Here is a 15,798-nt window from a genome sequence, read left to right on the forward strand (position 1 = left end):
TGGCAAAATCCTGAGCAACTTTTTGTTGCTCAGGTACTTATAAAAAATATTAAATTATAGTGTTGCGGAATTAAGGTAAAGTAATATGGGATATATAATCATAGCAATATTCATTGTCGTAGTGATATTGTCATATATAGAGGATTATCTGGGTAAATATAAGCTTCCCTTATATTTGCTGATAGGTTTTACGCTCATCTTGTTAGCAGGATTGCGCGAGGTGGGCATAGACCCGGATTCACAGAATTATGAAATATCCTTTCTGCGGTATTACGATAGTAGTGCTCAGGAACGGGTTGAATATTCATATACATTCATATCTATGTTATTGAATGTCATTACAGATGATGTACATATACTTTTTCTATTCTATGCATTTTGGGGTCTTACGCTCAAATTTGTTGCATTCAGAAAATATTCAGCCCAGTGGTTTCTCCCCCTCGTAGTTTATTTGGCCTATTATTATGAACTCCATGAAGTAACCCAGATTCGTACGGGCATATTGTCTGGATGTCTTCTGCTGGCAATAAAGCCAATAGCTGAAGGAAAAAGAAAGATAGCTCTATGCATTCTGCTGATAGGATCCATCTTCCATATCTCAGGACTGATGCTCTTACCATTGGCATTTTTGAGCAACAAGCCAATGAGCACAAAGGAAAAAATCATTTGGGCGAGTCTGATTCCTATAAGTTATATCATTTATTTCGCTGGAGCGAATTTGATTGTCAATACGAATCTCCCGTATATTGGTGATAAACTTGCATTGTACCAAAAGGGTGTTGAAAAAGGATTGATATCAGTTTCAGTAAACGTATTTAGTCCGCTGCAGATGTTTTCCGTCATGCTGTATTATTATTTGTTATTCTTTCATGATACCCTCATCAGGTTTAACAGGTATTTTGTTGTAATGATGAAGATATTGACTTTGGGATTGTTCTGTTTTGCAGCATTTGCTATCTTGCCGGTAATGGCACAGCGTGTATGTTACTTGTTCAGTATAGTCAATGTGGTACTTTACACAAACATCTGTTATACAATCAAACAGAGGTGGATTGGTATTACTATCGTATCCCTCGTCTCCCTTATCATATTAAATTATGGTTTAGGATACATCAACTTTCCGTTCTTATGGAAGATCGGATAGATTGTGAGGAGAATAAATAAACGCATCAGAGTATTTTCGCATACTCATAAATATATAAAAACTCGAAAATAATGAAAGCAAGAGTTATAGCTTTTTATTTACCACAGTTTTACCCGATACCCGAAAACGACAAGGTGTGGGGACCGGGGTTCACTGAATGGACGAATGTAGCCAAGGCTCGTCCGGTATTTCATGGGCACTATCAGCCTAGAATACCGGCAGATTTAGGTTTCTATGACCTTCGCCTGCCAGAGACTCGAGAGCAGCAGGCTCAGTTGGCCCGCGAAGCAGGTATAGAAGGGTTCTGCTACTGGCATTACTGGATGGGTAACGGAAAGCGCCTGTTGCAGCGTCCTTTCGATGAGGTACTGGATTCCGGCAAACCAGATTTTCCTTTTTGTCTCGCATGGGCCAATCATGATTGGAAAACAGGAACATGGGTGAACAAAGGTGGTAACCAGATGATCTGTGAGCAGAAATATCCTGGAGACGATGATTATATTGCTCACTTTAATTATGTTCTAAAAGCTTTCAAAGACCATCGCTACATGACTGTAGATGGAAAGCCTCTATTCTTGATATTCGACCCTTACCACTTTAAAGATATAACAAATTTTATCCATCTCTGGCGTGACTTAGCCAAAGAAAGCGGATTGAAAGGTATTTACTTCGTTGCTATGTGCTCAGCCACAACCACCGTAAAGCGCAATGAAGATGGCACTTTGAGCAGAGTGGTTCCTAATCTGGACAGTGCTTCTGAGGTTTATGAAAGCTTTATCAAACTAGGATTTGATGGCATTAATCCAATGGGGAAAAACCGCGCAGAAATGGTGTATCAAGGAAAATATTGCCGCATCATTCGAAGAGCATTACAAAAGAAGTTTTCCTTTCTGCCTCCGTTGAAATATGATTATCCGAAAGTGATGAAGCATTTCTATATGCCCGAAGACCAATGGAACAATGTATTCCCTACTCTCTTCCCACAATGGGACAGAACTCCAAGAGCAGGCAAGCATGAGGGGATATACGTAAACGCTACCCCACAGAATTTTGAGGAGCATATCAGAGGGGCACTTCAAATTATTAGAAATAAACCGGAAGATAAGAAAATTCTATTCTTGCGTTCTTGGAACGAATGGGGCGAAGGAAACTATGTGGAACCAGACTCATTATATGGTCACGGATTTTTAGATGCTATAAAAAATGAAATAAAAGCGGAATAAAATGGAAATAAAAATAATCCCGACAGGAGGACTTTGCAATCGACTGAGAGCTATCGCAACTACCATTGCGATAGCAAAGCACTATAACTGTTCGCTATCCATCTATTGGAACAACAGTAGAGGGCTCAAGGCAAACTTTGCCGACTTATTCGAACCTATTCATATAGAAAAAGTGCATCTGATAGAGAATACGCAATGGTTATATCATATCAACGGAACCAAGGATTATCTCTTGAGAAAATGGTTCCTTCGGTTGGATAATGAGCAAGTAGTTTTCAATCATAGCATCTATAGAGAAGGAGATATCTATCAGAAGTTGAAGAGTCATTATAAGGGCAACCTGCTCTTGATTTCTTGTTATCCTATGTGTACGGATTATCATATTCAGAACATATTCGTTCCGAAAAGAGATCTTCAGCTGCGGATTGATCAAATAACCTCGAGTTTCTCGAAAAATATGATTGGTGTTCATATTAGAAGAACAGACAACATAGCTTCTATCAAATCTTCACCAATAGATGTTTTTGTCCATCTTATGCAACTTGAAATAGAAAAAGAAGATACTGTTAAGTTTTATGTGGCTAGTGATGAGGAGGAGGTAAAAAAAGAACTGCAAGATAAATTTCCTGGAAGAGTCATTACATTAATGGATGATACCAGTAGAGACTCTCTCGAAGGTATGAAATTCGCTGTAGTGGATTTATTCTGTCTAAGTAAGACTAAAAAAATATTGGGTAGCGTGGCATCCTCCTATTCGCAAATTGCAGCTGAAATTGGAGGTATCAAAATAGAATATGCTAAGTGTAATGAGAATTAAATAGTTTATGACACCTGAAATAAGTATCATCTTACCAACTTACGCTCCTGGGGAATTACTCAGGATGTGTTTAGATAGCCTGGAGCAGCAAACTCTAGGCAAGGATGCGTATGAGGTTTGCCTCGTTTTGAATGGAGACAAAGAACCTTATTATGCCAATATAAAGGAGTATCTGAAAAATTATAAGATGAAGGTTCATTTGATTTATAGTGAGCACAAAGGTGTTTCGTTTGCTCGAAATCTAGGCATAGATTTTGCAAAAGGTAAATTCCTTACTTTCATCGACGATGATGATCTTGTAAGTCCAAACTATCTGGAACAATTAAGCAAAAACAGTTGCGACAATGGAATCACTGTTGCCAATATGATTGCTTTCAGAGGACAAGTTGAAAATGTGGCAGATCATTATCTCTCTTCGGCTTATCAGCGATATGATGTAGGGAAGAAAAAGAATGTTTTCCGTCATCGCAGCCTGCTGTCTAGTGCTTGCTGCAAGCTTATTCCCCGCCCATTGATTGGTGACATTCGCTTTAAAACGAATTTATCTCATGGCGAAGATTCCTTCTTTATGTTTATGGTATCGGCAGGTATCAAACAAATAAACGTTACGCCTCCATCCGCCATTTACTATATTCGCAAGAGAGACGACTCATCCTCAAGAAGCAAGGAGAATAGGCGCAAAAAGCAGAAAATGGAGATCAAGCTCTTCTATTTCTATACAAAAGAGTATTTCTCACATATAAAAAAATATAATTTGCTATTCTACGTAAGTCGCATTGTTGCAACTGCTTACAAATTGTTTCTAGAAGATTACGTAAGACCTCTGTAAAAGCATCTTGCTTCTTTTACAATATTAAGCAGTTTTGTTCGTTATAATATAAAAAGATAAAAGAGAATGGATAGGAACAGGTTAGTATCAGTTATCATGCCCACTTATAATGCCGGCAAATATCTTGCCGACAGCGTAAGTAGTATCCTTGACCAAACCTATCTAGACCTGGAATTGCTGATTACAGATGACGGTTCCACGGATCCGGTAACTCTGGATATTCTGCACAAGATAGAGGAAAGGGATAGCCGGGTGGATGTGCTCTATCTTGACCACAACCATGGAGCAGGATACGCCCGGAACAAGAGCATAGAACGTGCCAGGGGAAGATACATCGCTTTCTGTGATAGTGATGACCGGTGGACACCGGATAAACTGGAAAAACAAATCGCATTCATGAACCAGAAACAGTGTGCCCTATCCTGTGCCTCATACATCATCTTCAATTTGAACGAACAGAAATCTGTAGGCATCAATATCGCACCGCCTAAAATCACCTTCTCCATGATGAAGCGGGATAATAAAATAGGTTGCCTCACTGCTATCTATGATACCCAACTGCTGGGCAGAAAATACTATATGCCCACTTTGCGCAAGCGACAGGATTGGGCACTCTTCCTGCTAATCCTGAAAGATTGCAAGGTGTGTTATTCCTACCCCAGCCAGCCGCTGGCTGTGTATTGCCGCCACAAGCATTCCATATCCAGCAGCAAGATATCACTTGCTAAATACAATATAGCTGTTTATCGTAGCATTCTGGGGTATGGATGGTTGAAGGCTTGCTTCTACTTTGCTTTTTTGTTTTTGCCAACATACATTCTGAAGCTAATGAAGCGAAAACAGGATAGTTACTGCTTTGTTAAAAGAAAAGGATAGCTAAATGTAATATATCGCACAACTTTACGTTTATATAGTAAATGGAATAACTCTATATGAGAAATAGTATTGTTAAGACAAAAGTCATAGCAGATGGAATGAGTGCTAGGGAGCGAAACGTCAAGCGAGCTGGCGACTTTCTGTTGGCAACATTCAGCTTACTGCTCGTTTCGCCTCTCATGCTTCTAATATATATAATGGTAAGATGTGAAGATGGTGGACCAGCTATTTTCAAGCAGGAACGAATCGGACGGTTTGGGCGCCCCTTCAACATCTATAAATTCAGAAGCATGACGGTGGATGCAGAAAAGAATGGTCCTCAGCTCTGTTCCCATAAAAAAGATAAGCGACTTACACGTATAGGCAAGTTTCTGAGAAAACACCATCTGGATGAACTTCCTCAACTCTGGAACGTGATTTGTGGCGACATGTCGTTTATTGGTCCAAGACCAGAACGAAAGTTCTACATAGACCAGATTATGGAACGTGACCCTAGATATAAGAATCTGTATCAGATTCGCCCTGGTGTTACTTCCTACGCAACCCTCTATAACGGATACACAGATACGATGGAGAAGATGTTGCGCCGCCTGGATATGGACCTATACTACCTGGAGCATCGTTCATGGTGGTTTGATGCCAGAATCCTAGGCAAGACTTTCATCAAGATTATCTTCGGAAGAGTGTTCTAAATTAATATAGAAAAGAATTATCTTAATAGAACTCAAGATAGGTTTTCTAAAACAAAAAAGTCATATCCCCAATCAAAGGGATATGACTTTTTGTTTCTTACAGATTATTCGAAAGCCCCAGCAAAGCCAAGGCTGCCTCATTATATTCATTGATGACATCGGCATGCTTCATACCCATGTCTATCGCCTCCTGCAAGGCATTGGCATATTCCACATAGCTGATCTCGCCACTCTCATACTCGGCAGTACTGAGGCGAACGATTTCTTTTGCCTTAGAAATGTTCTCGCCGTTATAATAAGCCATGCGTTTGGCTGCATTCTGGAAACGGTTGTAGCCTAGGCGATAATCACGTTCCTTTTCTCTCCGCTCCTGCTGCATCTCCAGTTCTGCTACCTCACGATTCTTCTTGGCAGCCTTCACCTTTGCCTTGGTAGCACCATAGAAGAGAGGCACGCCTACTCCAATCTCAAAGCCGAAGAAGTTACCCTCAGTAAAACGCTGACGGTCGATGTGATAAGGATCCCAACTGGAAATGAGAGCCTGGGTGCGGACCGTAAGCGATAGAGATGGCGCATAACCGGCCTTGGCGCACTTCACCTCCTTATCGAGTGCCTTCAGACGGTCTTGCTGATACTGCGCATCAGCAGTCTGCTGATAGTTGAAAGTGCCGCTGACAGGAGATTCCAATGCAAAGATGTGAGATTCGGCAGGCAAAACTGGCTGATCGGTATTCAATAATGCCATCAGTTCCAACTGCTTGTTTTCTGCCTCACTCTTCACATTTGCCATCTCTAAATGGTTTTCATTTCGCAAACGCTCGGCTGTAAGGAACTCCAGCTTTCTGGCTTCACCTGCCTTGTAACGCTTCTCGGCAACATCGCAATAACGGTCGAGGATAGAATCCTGTCGCTGAAGGATGCTCAGACGATGAGTCTGATAGAGCATCGCATAATAAGCAGAAGCAATCTCAAGCTTAATCTGCTGATTAGTTACACCCAGACGACTTTTCTCTGCCTGAGTTTCAGCTTTAAGCTGACCACGGCGGGCGGTATAAACCGTTGGAAATTCGATGCCCTGTAAAAATGCAAAAGCATTATCGGTATCGCCGCTTGAAGCCGGATTCTGTCCGAAAGCAATCTCTGTCTTGTCCACATCCCATGCCGTTCCTTCCATTACCTTGGCACGTTCTATCGATTTTCGTCCAGCCTGCAACGTCAGGTTCTGCTTATCTGCCAACTGGAAACACTGCTCCAAAGTCATCTTCGTGCCAGGAATGGTGGCATCGAAAGGCTGAGCCTTTGCCTCTGAAGGGGCCAGCAGCATCAAAACTGCTGCCAGCCCGAATATAGTTTTCTTTTTTCTCTTGTTCATCCTAAATGTTTTATGTTAACGTCTTAATTGCCTATTTCTTGGTGAATGTCTTGTAGATAGCAGGCAACACCAGCAAGGTGAGCAGCGTACTGGTTATCAGACCACCTATCACCACCGTAGCCAGAGGGCGCTGTACCTCTGCTCCATCACCCTGGGAAAGTGCCATTGGCAGGAAACCCATAGAGGCAACAAGTGCCGTCATCAAGACAGGACGCAAGCGAACCATACAGCTCTCAATGATGCGATGATGAATCAATTCTGTAACTCCAATGGATGCTGACAGTTTGTCAGCAGTCTTTTCTTCACGCTGCATCTGGTTCATCTGTCCGATAAGTACAATTCCATTGAGCACCGCTACACCAAAGAGGGCTATGAAGCCGACACCTGCCGAGATGCTGAAAGGCATACCTCTGAGCCACAAAGCCCAGACTCCTCCGATGGCAGCCAGCGGAATGGCAGAGAAGACGAAGAGCGACTCACGGACATTCTTCACCGTAGCATAGAGCAACAGCAAGATAATGACAAGTGCTATCGGTATCACTACCATCAGACGGTTGGTAGCACTCTGCAGGTTTTCAAATTCACCACCATAATTATAATAGTAGCCATCCGGCAACTTCAGCTTCTCATCGAGAATATCCTGGATATCCTCCACGGTACTCTGCACATCCCTGCCCTTCACGTTGAATCCAACGAAGATGCGGCGGGCACCATCTTCATGAGAAACCTGAGCCGGCGCTGGTGAATAATCAATATCTGCCACCTGAGACAACGGAATATCCGTACCATCCTTGAGAGGTATGCTCAATTGCTCAAGCGACTCTACGTTGCGCAGCGAAGGATCCATACGCAGCACGATATCAAACTTCTTGTCGCCTTCGTAGAGAGAACCAGCCACGGCTCCGGCAAAGGTGGTTTCCAATATCTCACTGATATCATCCACACTAACCCCGTAGGCCGCCATCTTCTCATGGTTGTATTTTACCTGGATCTGAGGCAAACCGGCAACTTCCTCAACAAAGATACCGCTCACGCCCGGCACATCTTCTATCATTTTCTTCACCTTGCCTGCCTGCTGAGTAAGCACGTCCAGATCATCACCAAATATCTTGATAGCCACATCCTGCTTGATACCTGTCAGCAGCTCATTGTTGCGCATCTGAATGGGTTGAGAAATCTCAGCTTCCAATCCAGGAATGGCACTCAAGGTTTCCTCCATCTTCTCCATCAGTTCTGGAGTAGTCTTGGCAGAGGTCCATTCAGCCTTCGGTTTCAGTGCAATCATGATGTCGGCACGTTCTACCGGCATCGGGTCTGTAGGAATCTCAGCACTACCTATGCGGCTTACTACCTGCTTGATCTCGGGATATTCCTTCTTGAGTAGCTTTTCAGCCTTGGTACAACTCTCCACCATCTGCGACAATGAAGTTCCCTGCGACATGCTCATCTCCACGGCAAAGTCACCTTCTTCCAGACTTGGGATGAATTCGCCTCCCAGAAATTTGAAGCCCACGACACTGACGCAGAAAAGAGCCACAGCACCAGTGATGACATCCTTGTTACGTGCCAAGACCCAGTCGAGAACCGGACGGTACCATGCCAGCAACTTTTCTATCACGCGGTCGGAGAATGTTTTTCGGGTATGTACCTTTCGACTTAACATCAGCGAACTTGCCATCGGCACATAGGTAAGCGAGAGAATGAAGGCTCCCAGAATGGCAAAGAATACCGTAAGTGCCATCGGACGGAACATCTTTCCTTCGATTCCTACCAGTGTCATCAGTGGAATATATACAATCATAATGATGATTTCACCGAACGCAGCACTCTGACGGATTCGGGAAGCAGAGAAATGAACTTCCTCGTCCATCTGTTTCTGGGTCAGTGCAAATGGGGTTGCTGCTCCGCCATTCTGACATTGAGCAAGATAAGCAGCACGAACTTCCGGCTGCGAGAAATGACCGGTATTGATATGTGTCACCACAGCTTCAACAATGATGATCGCAGAATCCACTATCATACCAAAGTCGATGGCTCCCAGCGACATCAGGTTTCCGTCGATGCCAAAGGTCTTCATCATACCGAAGGCAAAGAGCATACTCAGCGGGATGACACTTGCTACAACAAGTCCGGCTCGCCAGTTACCTAGGAAGATAACAAGTACGAAAATGACGATAAGTCCGCCTTCAATCAGATTGCGGGCGATGGTGCCCTCTACTCGGTCCACCAGGTTGGTTCGATCGATAAACGGTTCGATAATTACTCCTTCTGGAAGTGATTTCTGAATCTGATTGATTCGTTCCTTTACATTTTTGCTAACTTTCTGGAAGTTCTCGCCCTTGAGCATGATCGCGATACCAGCCACCACCTCGCCTTCGCCATTGCGGGTGACGGCACCGAAACGGGTGGCATGGCCCAACTGAACCTTTGCCACATCACCCACCTTGACAGGTGTTCCATCCACCGTCTTCACCGTGATGTTGGCTACATCCTCCAGATTCTTCACCACACCGATGCCTCGGATATAATACTGGTTGGAATTCTCCTCAATGTAGCTGCCACCCGTATTGGCATTGTTGCGCTGCAAGGCATCAAACACCTCGCTCACGGAGACTCCGCTGGCGTTCAGTTGGTCGGTATTGATAGCCACCTCATATTGCTTGACATAGCCGCCCCAACCGCTTACTTCGGCAACGCCCGGGGTTCCGGAAAGCTGTTTACGCACAATCCAGTCCTGCATGGTTCGGAGCTGGGTGAGCGAGTATTTATGCTCGTATCCCTCCTTGGCACGAATGGTATAGTGGTAGATTTCGCCCAATCCGGTGGCAATAGGTCCCATCTCGGTTTCGGTGTTCTTTGGCAGTTCTTTCTCCAACTGTTCCACTACCTGACTCACCTGCGAACGTGCCCAATAGATATCGGCGGCATCGTCGAAGACAAGCGTGATGACCGAGAGTCCGCTTCTTGAAATGCTTCGGCGTTCCTGGATGCGGGGGATATTTGCAAGCGCCATCTCTACAGGAGTGGTTACGTATTGTTCCACTTCCTGAGCTCCCAGCGAAGGAGCCTGTGTGATGACCTGTACCTGATTATCTGTAATATCCGGGGTGGAATCGAAAGGAAGATGCACCAGCGACCAGACACCCCATATCGTCAGGGCTATAGAGAGTACTCCAATCACCAGTTTGTGGCGAATGGAATAAGTAATAAGTTTCTGAAACATAAGCTTTAATCTAAAAATGATTCATTTAAAACATTCATCTGTCAGCTAAAGCTTAATGCGCATGCTCGCTATGTTCGCCTGTAAGTGAAGCCAGATAATAAGCGTTCTCGGTTACAATCTTCTTGCCGGCAGCTCCATTCTTGCCCTTCAGCAGATGGTTGCAAAGCTTCACCTCCGTATATTTACCATTCGAAGCGCCTGTGGTCACCTCATGACGGGAGAAGCTGTAGTTACCCTTGTTAGGCGCTCCATTGAGAGCAAAGACATACTGCTTTCCATCTGCGTTCACAATGGCCTGAGATGGCAAAGCGAGACACTGCTGGCTACCTGTAGCTATCTTTCCGCTTACATACATACCTGCGAAAAGCTTTCCGCCATGAGTATTGCCTGAAGAAGAATGCAGATAACTCTTCACGCTTGCCGCGTCCAATTTTACATGAACAGCAACGGCTTTCGAGTTATCGTTAAAGTATTGATTCATACCATAAACGGTTCCTGAAAGTTTTACGCCAGGCTGATTAGTCAGGTTTATGGTCACCCGATTTCCAACCTTAATCTTTGATAAATCCTTCTCGAAGACATTGAGATCACATTCCACAGCCTGGGTGTTTCTAATCTTCATCAGAGGAGTCTGCATATCAGCATAACTTCCCAGACTGGCAGTCATCTCGCTCACGATGCCGGAGATAGGCGCATGTAAAGGGAACGCTGTGGTAAACTTGCCTTTGGATACAGCGGAAGTAGAAATACCCATCTGGCTGAGCTGTCTGCCAATACCCAAAAGATTGGCATGAGCCACTTGGTAATCTTTCTTGGTCTGCTGTAAGGTACGCTTCACACCTGCTCCCTGCTTACTGAGCTGAAGTTGGCGCTCCAAATCAGCCTTGGCAAGTTCGCACTCTTTGGCAGCAGAGTAATACTCACGCTGAAGACTTACCACATCTGTATTTTCAACGGTAGCAACAATCTGTCCTTTATGAACAAGCTGCCCTTCTTTCACAAAAATAGATTTCACGATACCGCCCATCAAAGAGGCAACATCACCCATCGCCTGTGCACGCAGTACGAGCGATCCTTTCGCTTCTATGGTGGCATCCATCTCGCGCTCCACAGCCTCACCCATCTTCAAATCTACGGTGCTGACCTGCTTGGCAGTCAACGGAATATGATCAAAATCAACTTCTTCATGCTCATGCTCCTCGTGTGCATGAACCTCTGAACCGGTCTGTTTCGCAAAGAAAGCGAATCCTGTCCAGGCAATCGCCGTAACGGCGACAATCAAAATTATTCTTTTCATGTCTTTTCCTTTTATTTTATAATTCTACACTACAATTTCACACAACGAATCTATTAAAAATCCGTTGGCAAAAGTACACAGAAAATCTTGCAACTCAGTTGCATTCGAATCTTCAAACCGATTTTTGCAACCAAGTGGCAAACTTGTAAAATCATAAAATAGAAGGAGGTCCCCGTCTGCTATAGCCTGCCGCCACTTCTTCTGCAAGAGGAGAAGCTGCCACATGCTGCCATCTCACAGAAATGAGTGAGAGACGAGGGAGGGTTAAAAGAGAAGGACAAGACAGGATCATAAACTGATGGTTCTCATCTATCAGCAACTTGCGGATACCCTTCACCATCTTGGAATTGACGACAAACTGATGCATTTGACGAACGCTACAGTTCTCACGTTCGCTATCATTTTCCTGATCATGATGGTCGGTATGCTCATCATTGATGTTGCCATCCTGCTCACATTGCTCCTGAATCATACAGATACGCCCCATGTGGTGATGATGGGTCATCACCGTAGATAGCAAGATGCTCAATGTAGCTATCCAGAGACTAAATATGTATAATCTTCTTTTCCTCATTCGCAATTTGGCTACAAAATTACAGTTTTTTTTGCAATATTACCAAGACGACGTGATGATTTTATAGCATTTTATCTAAAAAAAACTAAAAGACTAGTAACCGTTCTTGGTTCATAGCCGTATTTAAAATAAAATTTAGTATCTTTGCAATCAAAATTAGTACATAAATAAAAATGAAAAAGTTTATTGCAGTTTTACAGTTACTCTTAGTAGTAATGTTGGCTCATGCGCAGATGATGAACCCTGTGAAGTTCTCCACCTCGCTCAAGACCAATGGAACCGCTGTAGCGGAAATCGTGTTTAATGGAAAGATTCAACCGGGATGGCATGTCTATTCTACAGGTTTGGGCGCAGACGGACCTATTTCAGCCACTTTTAACGTAAACAAGCTTGACGGTGTAGAACTCGTAGGCAAGTTGCAGGCTCGTGGCCATGAAATTTCAAAGTTCGACCCTCTCTTTGAGATGAAGTTACGCTTCTTCGAGGGTAGCGCTACTTTCGTACAGAAAGTGAAGTTCACCAAACCTAACTATCTTATCGATGCTTATTTAGAGTATGGCGCTTGCAGCGACCAGAATTGTCTTCCACCTAGCGAGGCAAGCTTCAAGCATAGTGGTAAATCTCCTGCTGTAGATGGCAAGGATGCTGTCAGCCCTGAAGATGCGAAAGCTAACGAAATGACAGACGATCCAGCAGCTATCGCTAAGGCGAAAGCAGACTCTTTGGCTCAACTTGCCGTAGCAGAGAAAGTAGATAGCACAGCTAATATTGATTCTTCATTCTCTGTAGATGGTGATGATGCTAAGGCTTGGTGGAAACCGGTTGTAAAGGAGCTTCAGGCGTTTGGTGGCAACAATGACATTGCCAACCATTCACTCTTCTATATCTTCATTATCGGTTTTGTTGGCGGTCTGCTCGCTCTTGTGATGCCATGTATCTGGCCTATCATTCCGATGACAGTAAGCTTCTTCCTGAAGCGTGCCAAGAATGACAAGAAGAAGGGTATCCGCGATGCCATCACTTATGGTTTGAGTATTGTCATCATCTATCTGGCACTCGGTCTCACCGTTACTGCCATAGCAGGTCCTAGCACTCTCAATGCGCTTAGTACAAGTGCGGTGTTCAACATTATCCTCTTCTTGCTTCTGGCAGTCTTCGCATTCTCATTCTTCGGATGGTTCGAAATCAAGTTGCCAGACAGTTGGGGTAATGCTGTAGATAACAAGGCTTCCAGCACAACAGGACTCATCAGCATCTTCCTGATGGCGTTCACACTCGTGCTCGTAAGTTTCTCTTGTACCGCTCCTATCATCGGCTTGCTTCTGGTACAGACAGTTACATCAGGTGACTGGTTGGCACCAACCATTGGTATGTTTGGTTTTGCCCTTGCTCTCGCCCTGCCTTTCACCCTCTTTGCACTCTTCCCATCTTGGTTGAAGTCAGCTCCTAAGTCTGGTTCTTGGATGGAGACCATCAAGATTGTGCTTGGTTTCATTGAGCTTGCTTTCTCTTTGAAGTTCTTGTCTGTAGCAGATTTGGCTTATGGTTGGCACATTATGGATCGCGAGGTATTCCTCTCACTCTGGATTGTCATCTTCGGCCTGCTCGGTCTCTACCTGATTGGCAAGTTGAAGTTCCAGGTAGATGCCATCGGCGGTGACCTCAACAAGCCAATGCCAGTAGCCTGCATTATGCTTGGTCTTTGTTCCTTGGCTTTCTCTGTTTATATGATTCCTGGTCTTTGGGGTGCTCCTTGCAAGGCAGTAAGTGCTTTTGCCCCACCAGTAAATACCCAGGATTTCAACCTGAATACCAAGGTGGTAGAACCGGCTTATAAGGACTACGAGGAAGGTATGGCAGCAGCAAAGGCAGCAGGCAAACCAGTACTGATTGACTTTACCGGCTACGGTTGTGTCAACTGCCGTAAGATGGAGGCTTCTGTATGGACAGACCCTAGTGTTACTGACATTTTGACAAAGGACTACGTACTCATCTCACTCTATGTAGATGACAAGACTCCATTGTCTCAGCCTATGGAGGTGACTTTCAATGGCGAAAAGCGTACATTGAGAACCATCGGTGACAAGTGGAGCTACTTGCAGGCAAGCAAGTTTGGTGCTAATGCCCAGCCATTCTACATTCCTGTGGATAATGAGGGAAATCCTCTGAACGCTGCATTCAGCTTCAAGGAGGATGTCAGTGCTTATCTTGACTTCCTGCATAAGGGTCTTGATAACTATCGTAAGTAATAATTAACTTTTCATAAAGCGGGAGTGGCATATTATTTGCTATTCCCGCTTTTGTAATTAAAGTATAACACTATAAAAAGAGGAATTTATGAACAATAAAGAAGTTCCAGTCCTGCTTTTGACAGGCTATCTGGGCAGTGGTAAGACTACCCTGCTCAACAAGATTTTGGCTAACAAGAAGGGTATCAAATTTGCCGTTATCGTCAACGATATCGGTGAGGTGAATATTGATGCAGCTCTCATAGAGAAAGGTGGTGTGGTAGGTCAGAAGGATGATTCCCTGGTTTCACTCCAGAATGGATGTATTTGCTGTACCTTGAAGATGGATCTTGTAGAACAGCTCAAGGAAATCGTAGATATGAAGCGTTTCGATTATATTGTAATAGAGGCAAGCGGTATCTGCGAGCCTGCACCTATAGCACAGACCATCTGCTCTATCCCATCCCTGGGTCCTCAGTATATCAAGAACGGTATCTTGCGCCTAGACAGCATCGTTACTGTAGTTGATGCACTTCGTATGAAGGACGAGTTTGCCAATGGTTCTGATTTGATGAAGCCAAACCTCGATGAGGAGGATCTCGCTTCTCTCGTAATCCAGCAGATGGAATTCTGTAACATCATCCTTCTCAATAAGGCCGCAGATGTAGAGCCTAAGGAGTTGGAGCACCTGAAGCAGATTATCCGCGCTATCCAGCCTAAGGCAGAGATTTTCGAATGTAACTATGGTGATGTAGATCTCGATCTGATTGTCAATACTCACAAGTTTGACTGGCAGACTGTTGCAACATCAGCAGGCTGGATTCAGGAAATCGAATCTGAACGAAGCGGAGAAGAGGACCAGGATGAAGAAGAGCATGAGCATCATCACCACCATGATGAAGACAATGACGAGCACGAGCATCACCACCACGATCATGAGGATCATGAACATGGTCACCACCACCACCATCATCACGATCATGACCATGACCACGAAGGTGGCGAGGTTGAGGAATATGGTATCGGAACCTTCGTATATTATCGCCGCAAGGCATTCGACCTGGCTCTCTTCGATGAGTTTGTTGCAAGAAAATGGCCTCGTGACATCGTTCGTGCCAAGGGTATTTGCTATTTTGCTGATGAACCAGATATGTGCTATGTTTTCGAGCAGGCTGGTCAGCAGAAGACTGTCAAGCAGGCTGGTCAGTGGCTCGCAACAATGCCAGCCGACCAGCTCGCAGAACTGCGCAAGAACAATCCGCAGCTCGAAAAGGAATGGGATGAGAAACTTGGTGACCGTATGATCAAGATTGTATTCATAGGTCAGCACATCAAGGATCAGAAGGATGCTATTATCGCCGAACTTGATAAGACTTTAGCACTCTAAGGGAAGTCGCCCTGTCAGGCAAAAGCATGAAGAGATTTATGTTTTTTGTCCTCACAGGGCGTTATATTTTACTTGTAAAACTTAAGAGATAATAGCGCATTTTAACTACCGAAAAGATGAAAAAACCAGAAATTAA

12 protein-coding genes are annotated in these 15,798 nt (G+C 44.2%); 8 read left to right on the forward strand and 4 right to left on the reverse strand.

Features of this window, described 5'->3' with window-relative positions; genetic code table 11:
• The first annotated feature begins 85 nt into the window (after positions 1–85).
• The 6 genes from AAAT87_RS11675 to AAAT87_RS11700 all read left to right on the forward strand — a co-directional run bounded on the left by AAAT87_RS11675 (position 86) and on the right by AAAT87_RS11700 (position 5,581).
• Entirely contained in the window at positions 86–1,144 is a 1,059-nt protein-coding gene (locus AAAT87_RS11675; protein ID WP_349226513.1) for an EpsG family protein, read from the forward strand.
• Between the two features lie 71 nt (positions 1,145–1,215).
• Positions 1,216–2,367 carry a glycosyltransferase WbsX family protein gene (locus AAAT87_RS11680; protein ID WP_349226514.1) on the forward strand — a complete coding sequence of 384 codons (1,152 nt, stop codon included), beginning with the start codon at positions 1,216–1,218 and terminating at the stop codon, positions 2,365–2,367.
• Position 2,368: 1 nt separating this feature from the next.
• Positions 2,369–3,184, forward strand: coding sequence for an O-fucosyltransferase family protein (locus AAAT87_RS11685; protein ID WP_349226515.1), 816 nt, complete (start codon positions 2,369–2,371; stop codon positions 3,182–3,184).
• A gap of 7 nt (positions 3,185–3,191) precedes the next feature.
• On the forward strand, positions 3,192–4,013 hold the full coding sequence (locus AAAT87_RS11690; RefSeq protein WP_349226516.1) for a glycosyltransferase family 2 protein: 822 nt from the start codon (positions 3,192–3,194) through the stop codon (positions 4,011–4,013).
• Between the two features lie 66 nt (positions 4,014–4,079).
• On the forward strand, positions 4,080–4,889 hold the full coding sequence (locus AAAT87_RS11695) for a glycosyltransferase family 2 protein (RefSeq protein ID WP_349226517.1): 810 nt from the start codon (positions 4,080–4,082) through the stop codon (positions 4,887–4,889).
• Positions 4,890–4,945: 56 nt separating this feature from the next.
• The gene (locus tag AAAT87_RS11700) at positions 4,946–5,581 is read left to right on the forward strand and encodes a sugar transferase (RefSeq protein WP_349226518.1); all 636 of its coding nucleotides are present in this window, start codon (positions 4,946–4,948) and stop codon (positions 5,579–5,581) included.
• Between the two features lie 97 nt (positions 5,582–5,678).
• Here AAAT87_RS11700 and AAAT87_RS11705 read toward each other — a convergent pair whose 3' ends face one another.
• The 4 genes from AAAT87_RS11705 to AAAT87_RS11720 all read right to left on the reverse strand — a co-directional run bounded on the left by AAAT87_RS11705 (position 5,679) and on the right by AAAT87_RS11720 (position 12,047).
• Entirely contained in the window at positions 5,679–6,953 is a 1,275-nt protein-coding gene (locus AAAT87_RS11705; protein ID WP_349226519.1) for a TolC family protein, read from the reverse strand.
• 31 nt (positions 6,954–6,984) lie between these two features.
• Positions 6,985–10,176, reverse strand: coding sequence for an efflux RND transporter permease subunit (locus tag AAAT87_RS11710; protein ID WP_349226520.1), 3,192 nt, complete (start codon positions 10,174–10,176; stop codon positions 6,985–6,987).
• A gap of 52 nt (positions 10,177–10,228) precedes the next feature.
• Positions 10,229–11,473, reverse strand: coding sequence for an efflux RND transporter periplasmic adaptor subunit (locus tag AAAT87_RS11715; protein ID WP_349226521.1), 1,245 nt, complete (start codon positions 11,471–11,473; stop codon positions 10,229–10,231).
• Positions 11,474–11,624: 151 nt separating this feature from the next.
• Positions 11,625–12,047 (reverse strand): DUF6769 family protein, encoded by a 423-nt coding sequence (locus tag AAAT87_RS11720; RefSeq protein ID WP_296971962.1) that lies wholly within the window; start codon positions 12,045–12,047, stop codon positions 11,625–11,627.
• 173 nt (positions 12,048–12,220) lie between these two features.
• Here AAAT87_RS11720 and AAAT87_RS11725 point away from each other — a divergent pair, with 173 nt between their 5' ends.
• Together AAAT87_RS11725 and AAAT87_RS11730 are read left to right on the forward strand one after the other, a co-directional pair.
• Positions 12,221–14,296, forward strand: a complete 2,076-nt coding sequence (locus AAAT87_RS11725) for a protein-disulfide reductase DsbD family protein (RefSeq protein ID WP_296971960.1) — start codon at positions 12,221–12,223, stop codon at positions 14,294–14,296.
• Between the two features lie 88 nt (positions 14,297–14,384).
• Positions 14,385–15,662 (forward strand): CobW family GTP-binding protein, encoded by a 1,278-nt coding sequence (locus AAAT87_RS11730; protein WP_349226522.1) that lies wholly within the window; start codon positions 14,385–14,387, stop codon positions 15,660–15,662.
• Positions 15,663–15,798 lie beyond the last annotated feature (136 nt).

Origin of the sequence: Segatella sinensis (assembly GCF_040095255.1) — a bacterium.
In the GTDB taxonomy this organism is placed as follows: domain Bacteria; phylum Bacteroidota; class Bacteroidia; order Bacteroidales; family Bacteroidaceae; genus Prevotella; species Prevotella sinensis.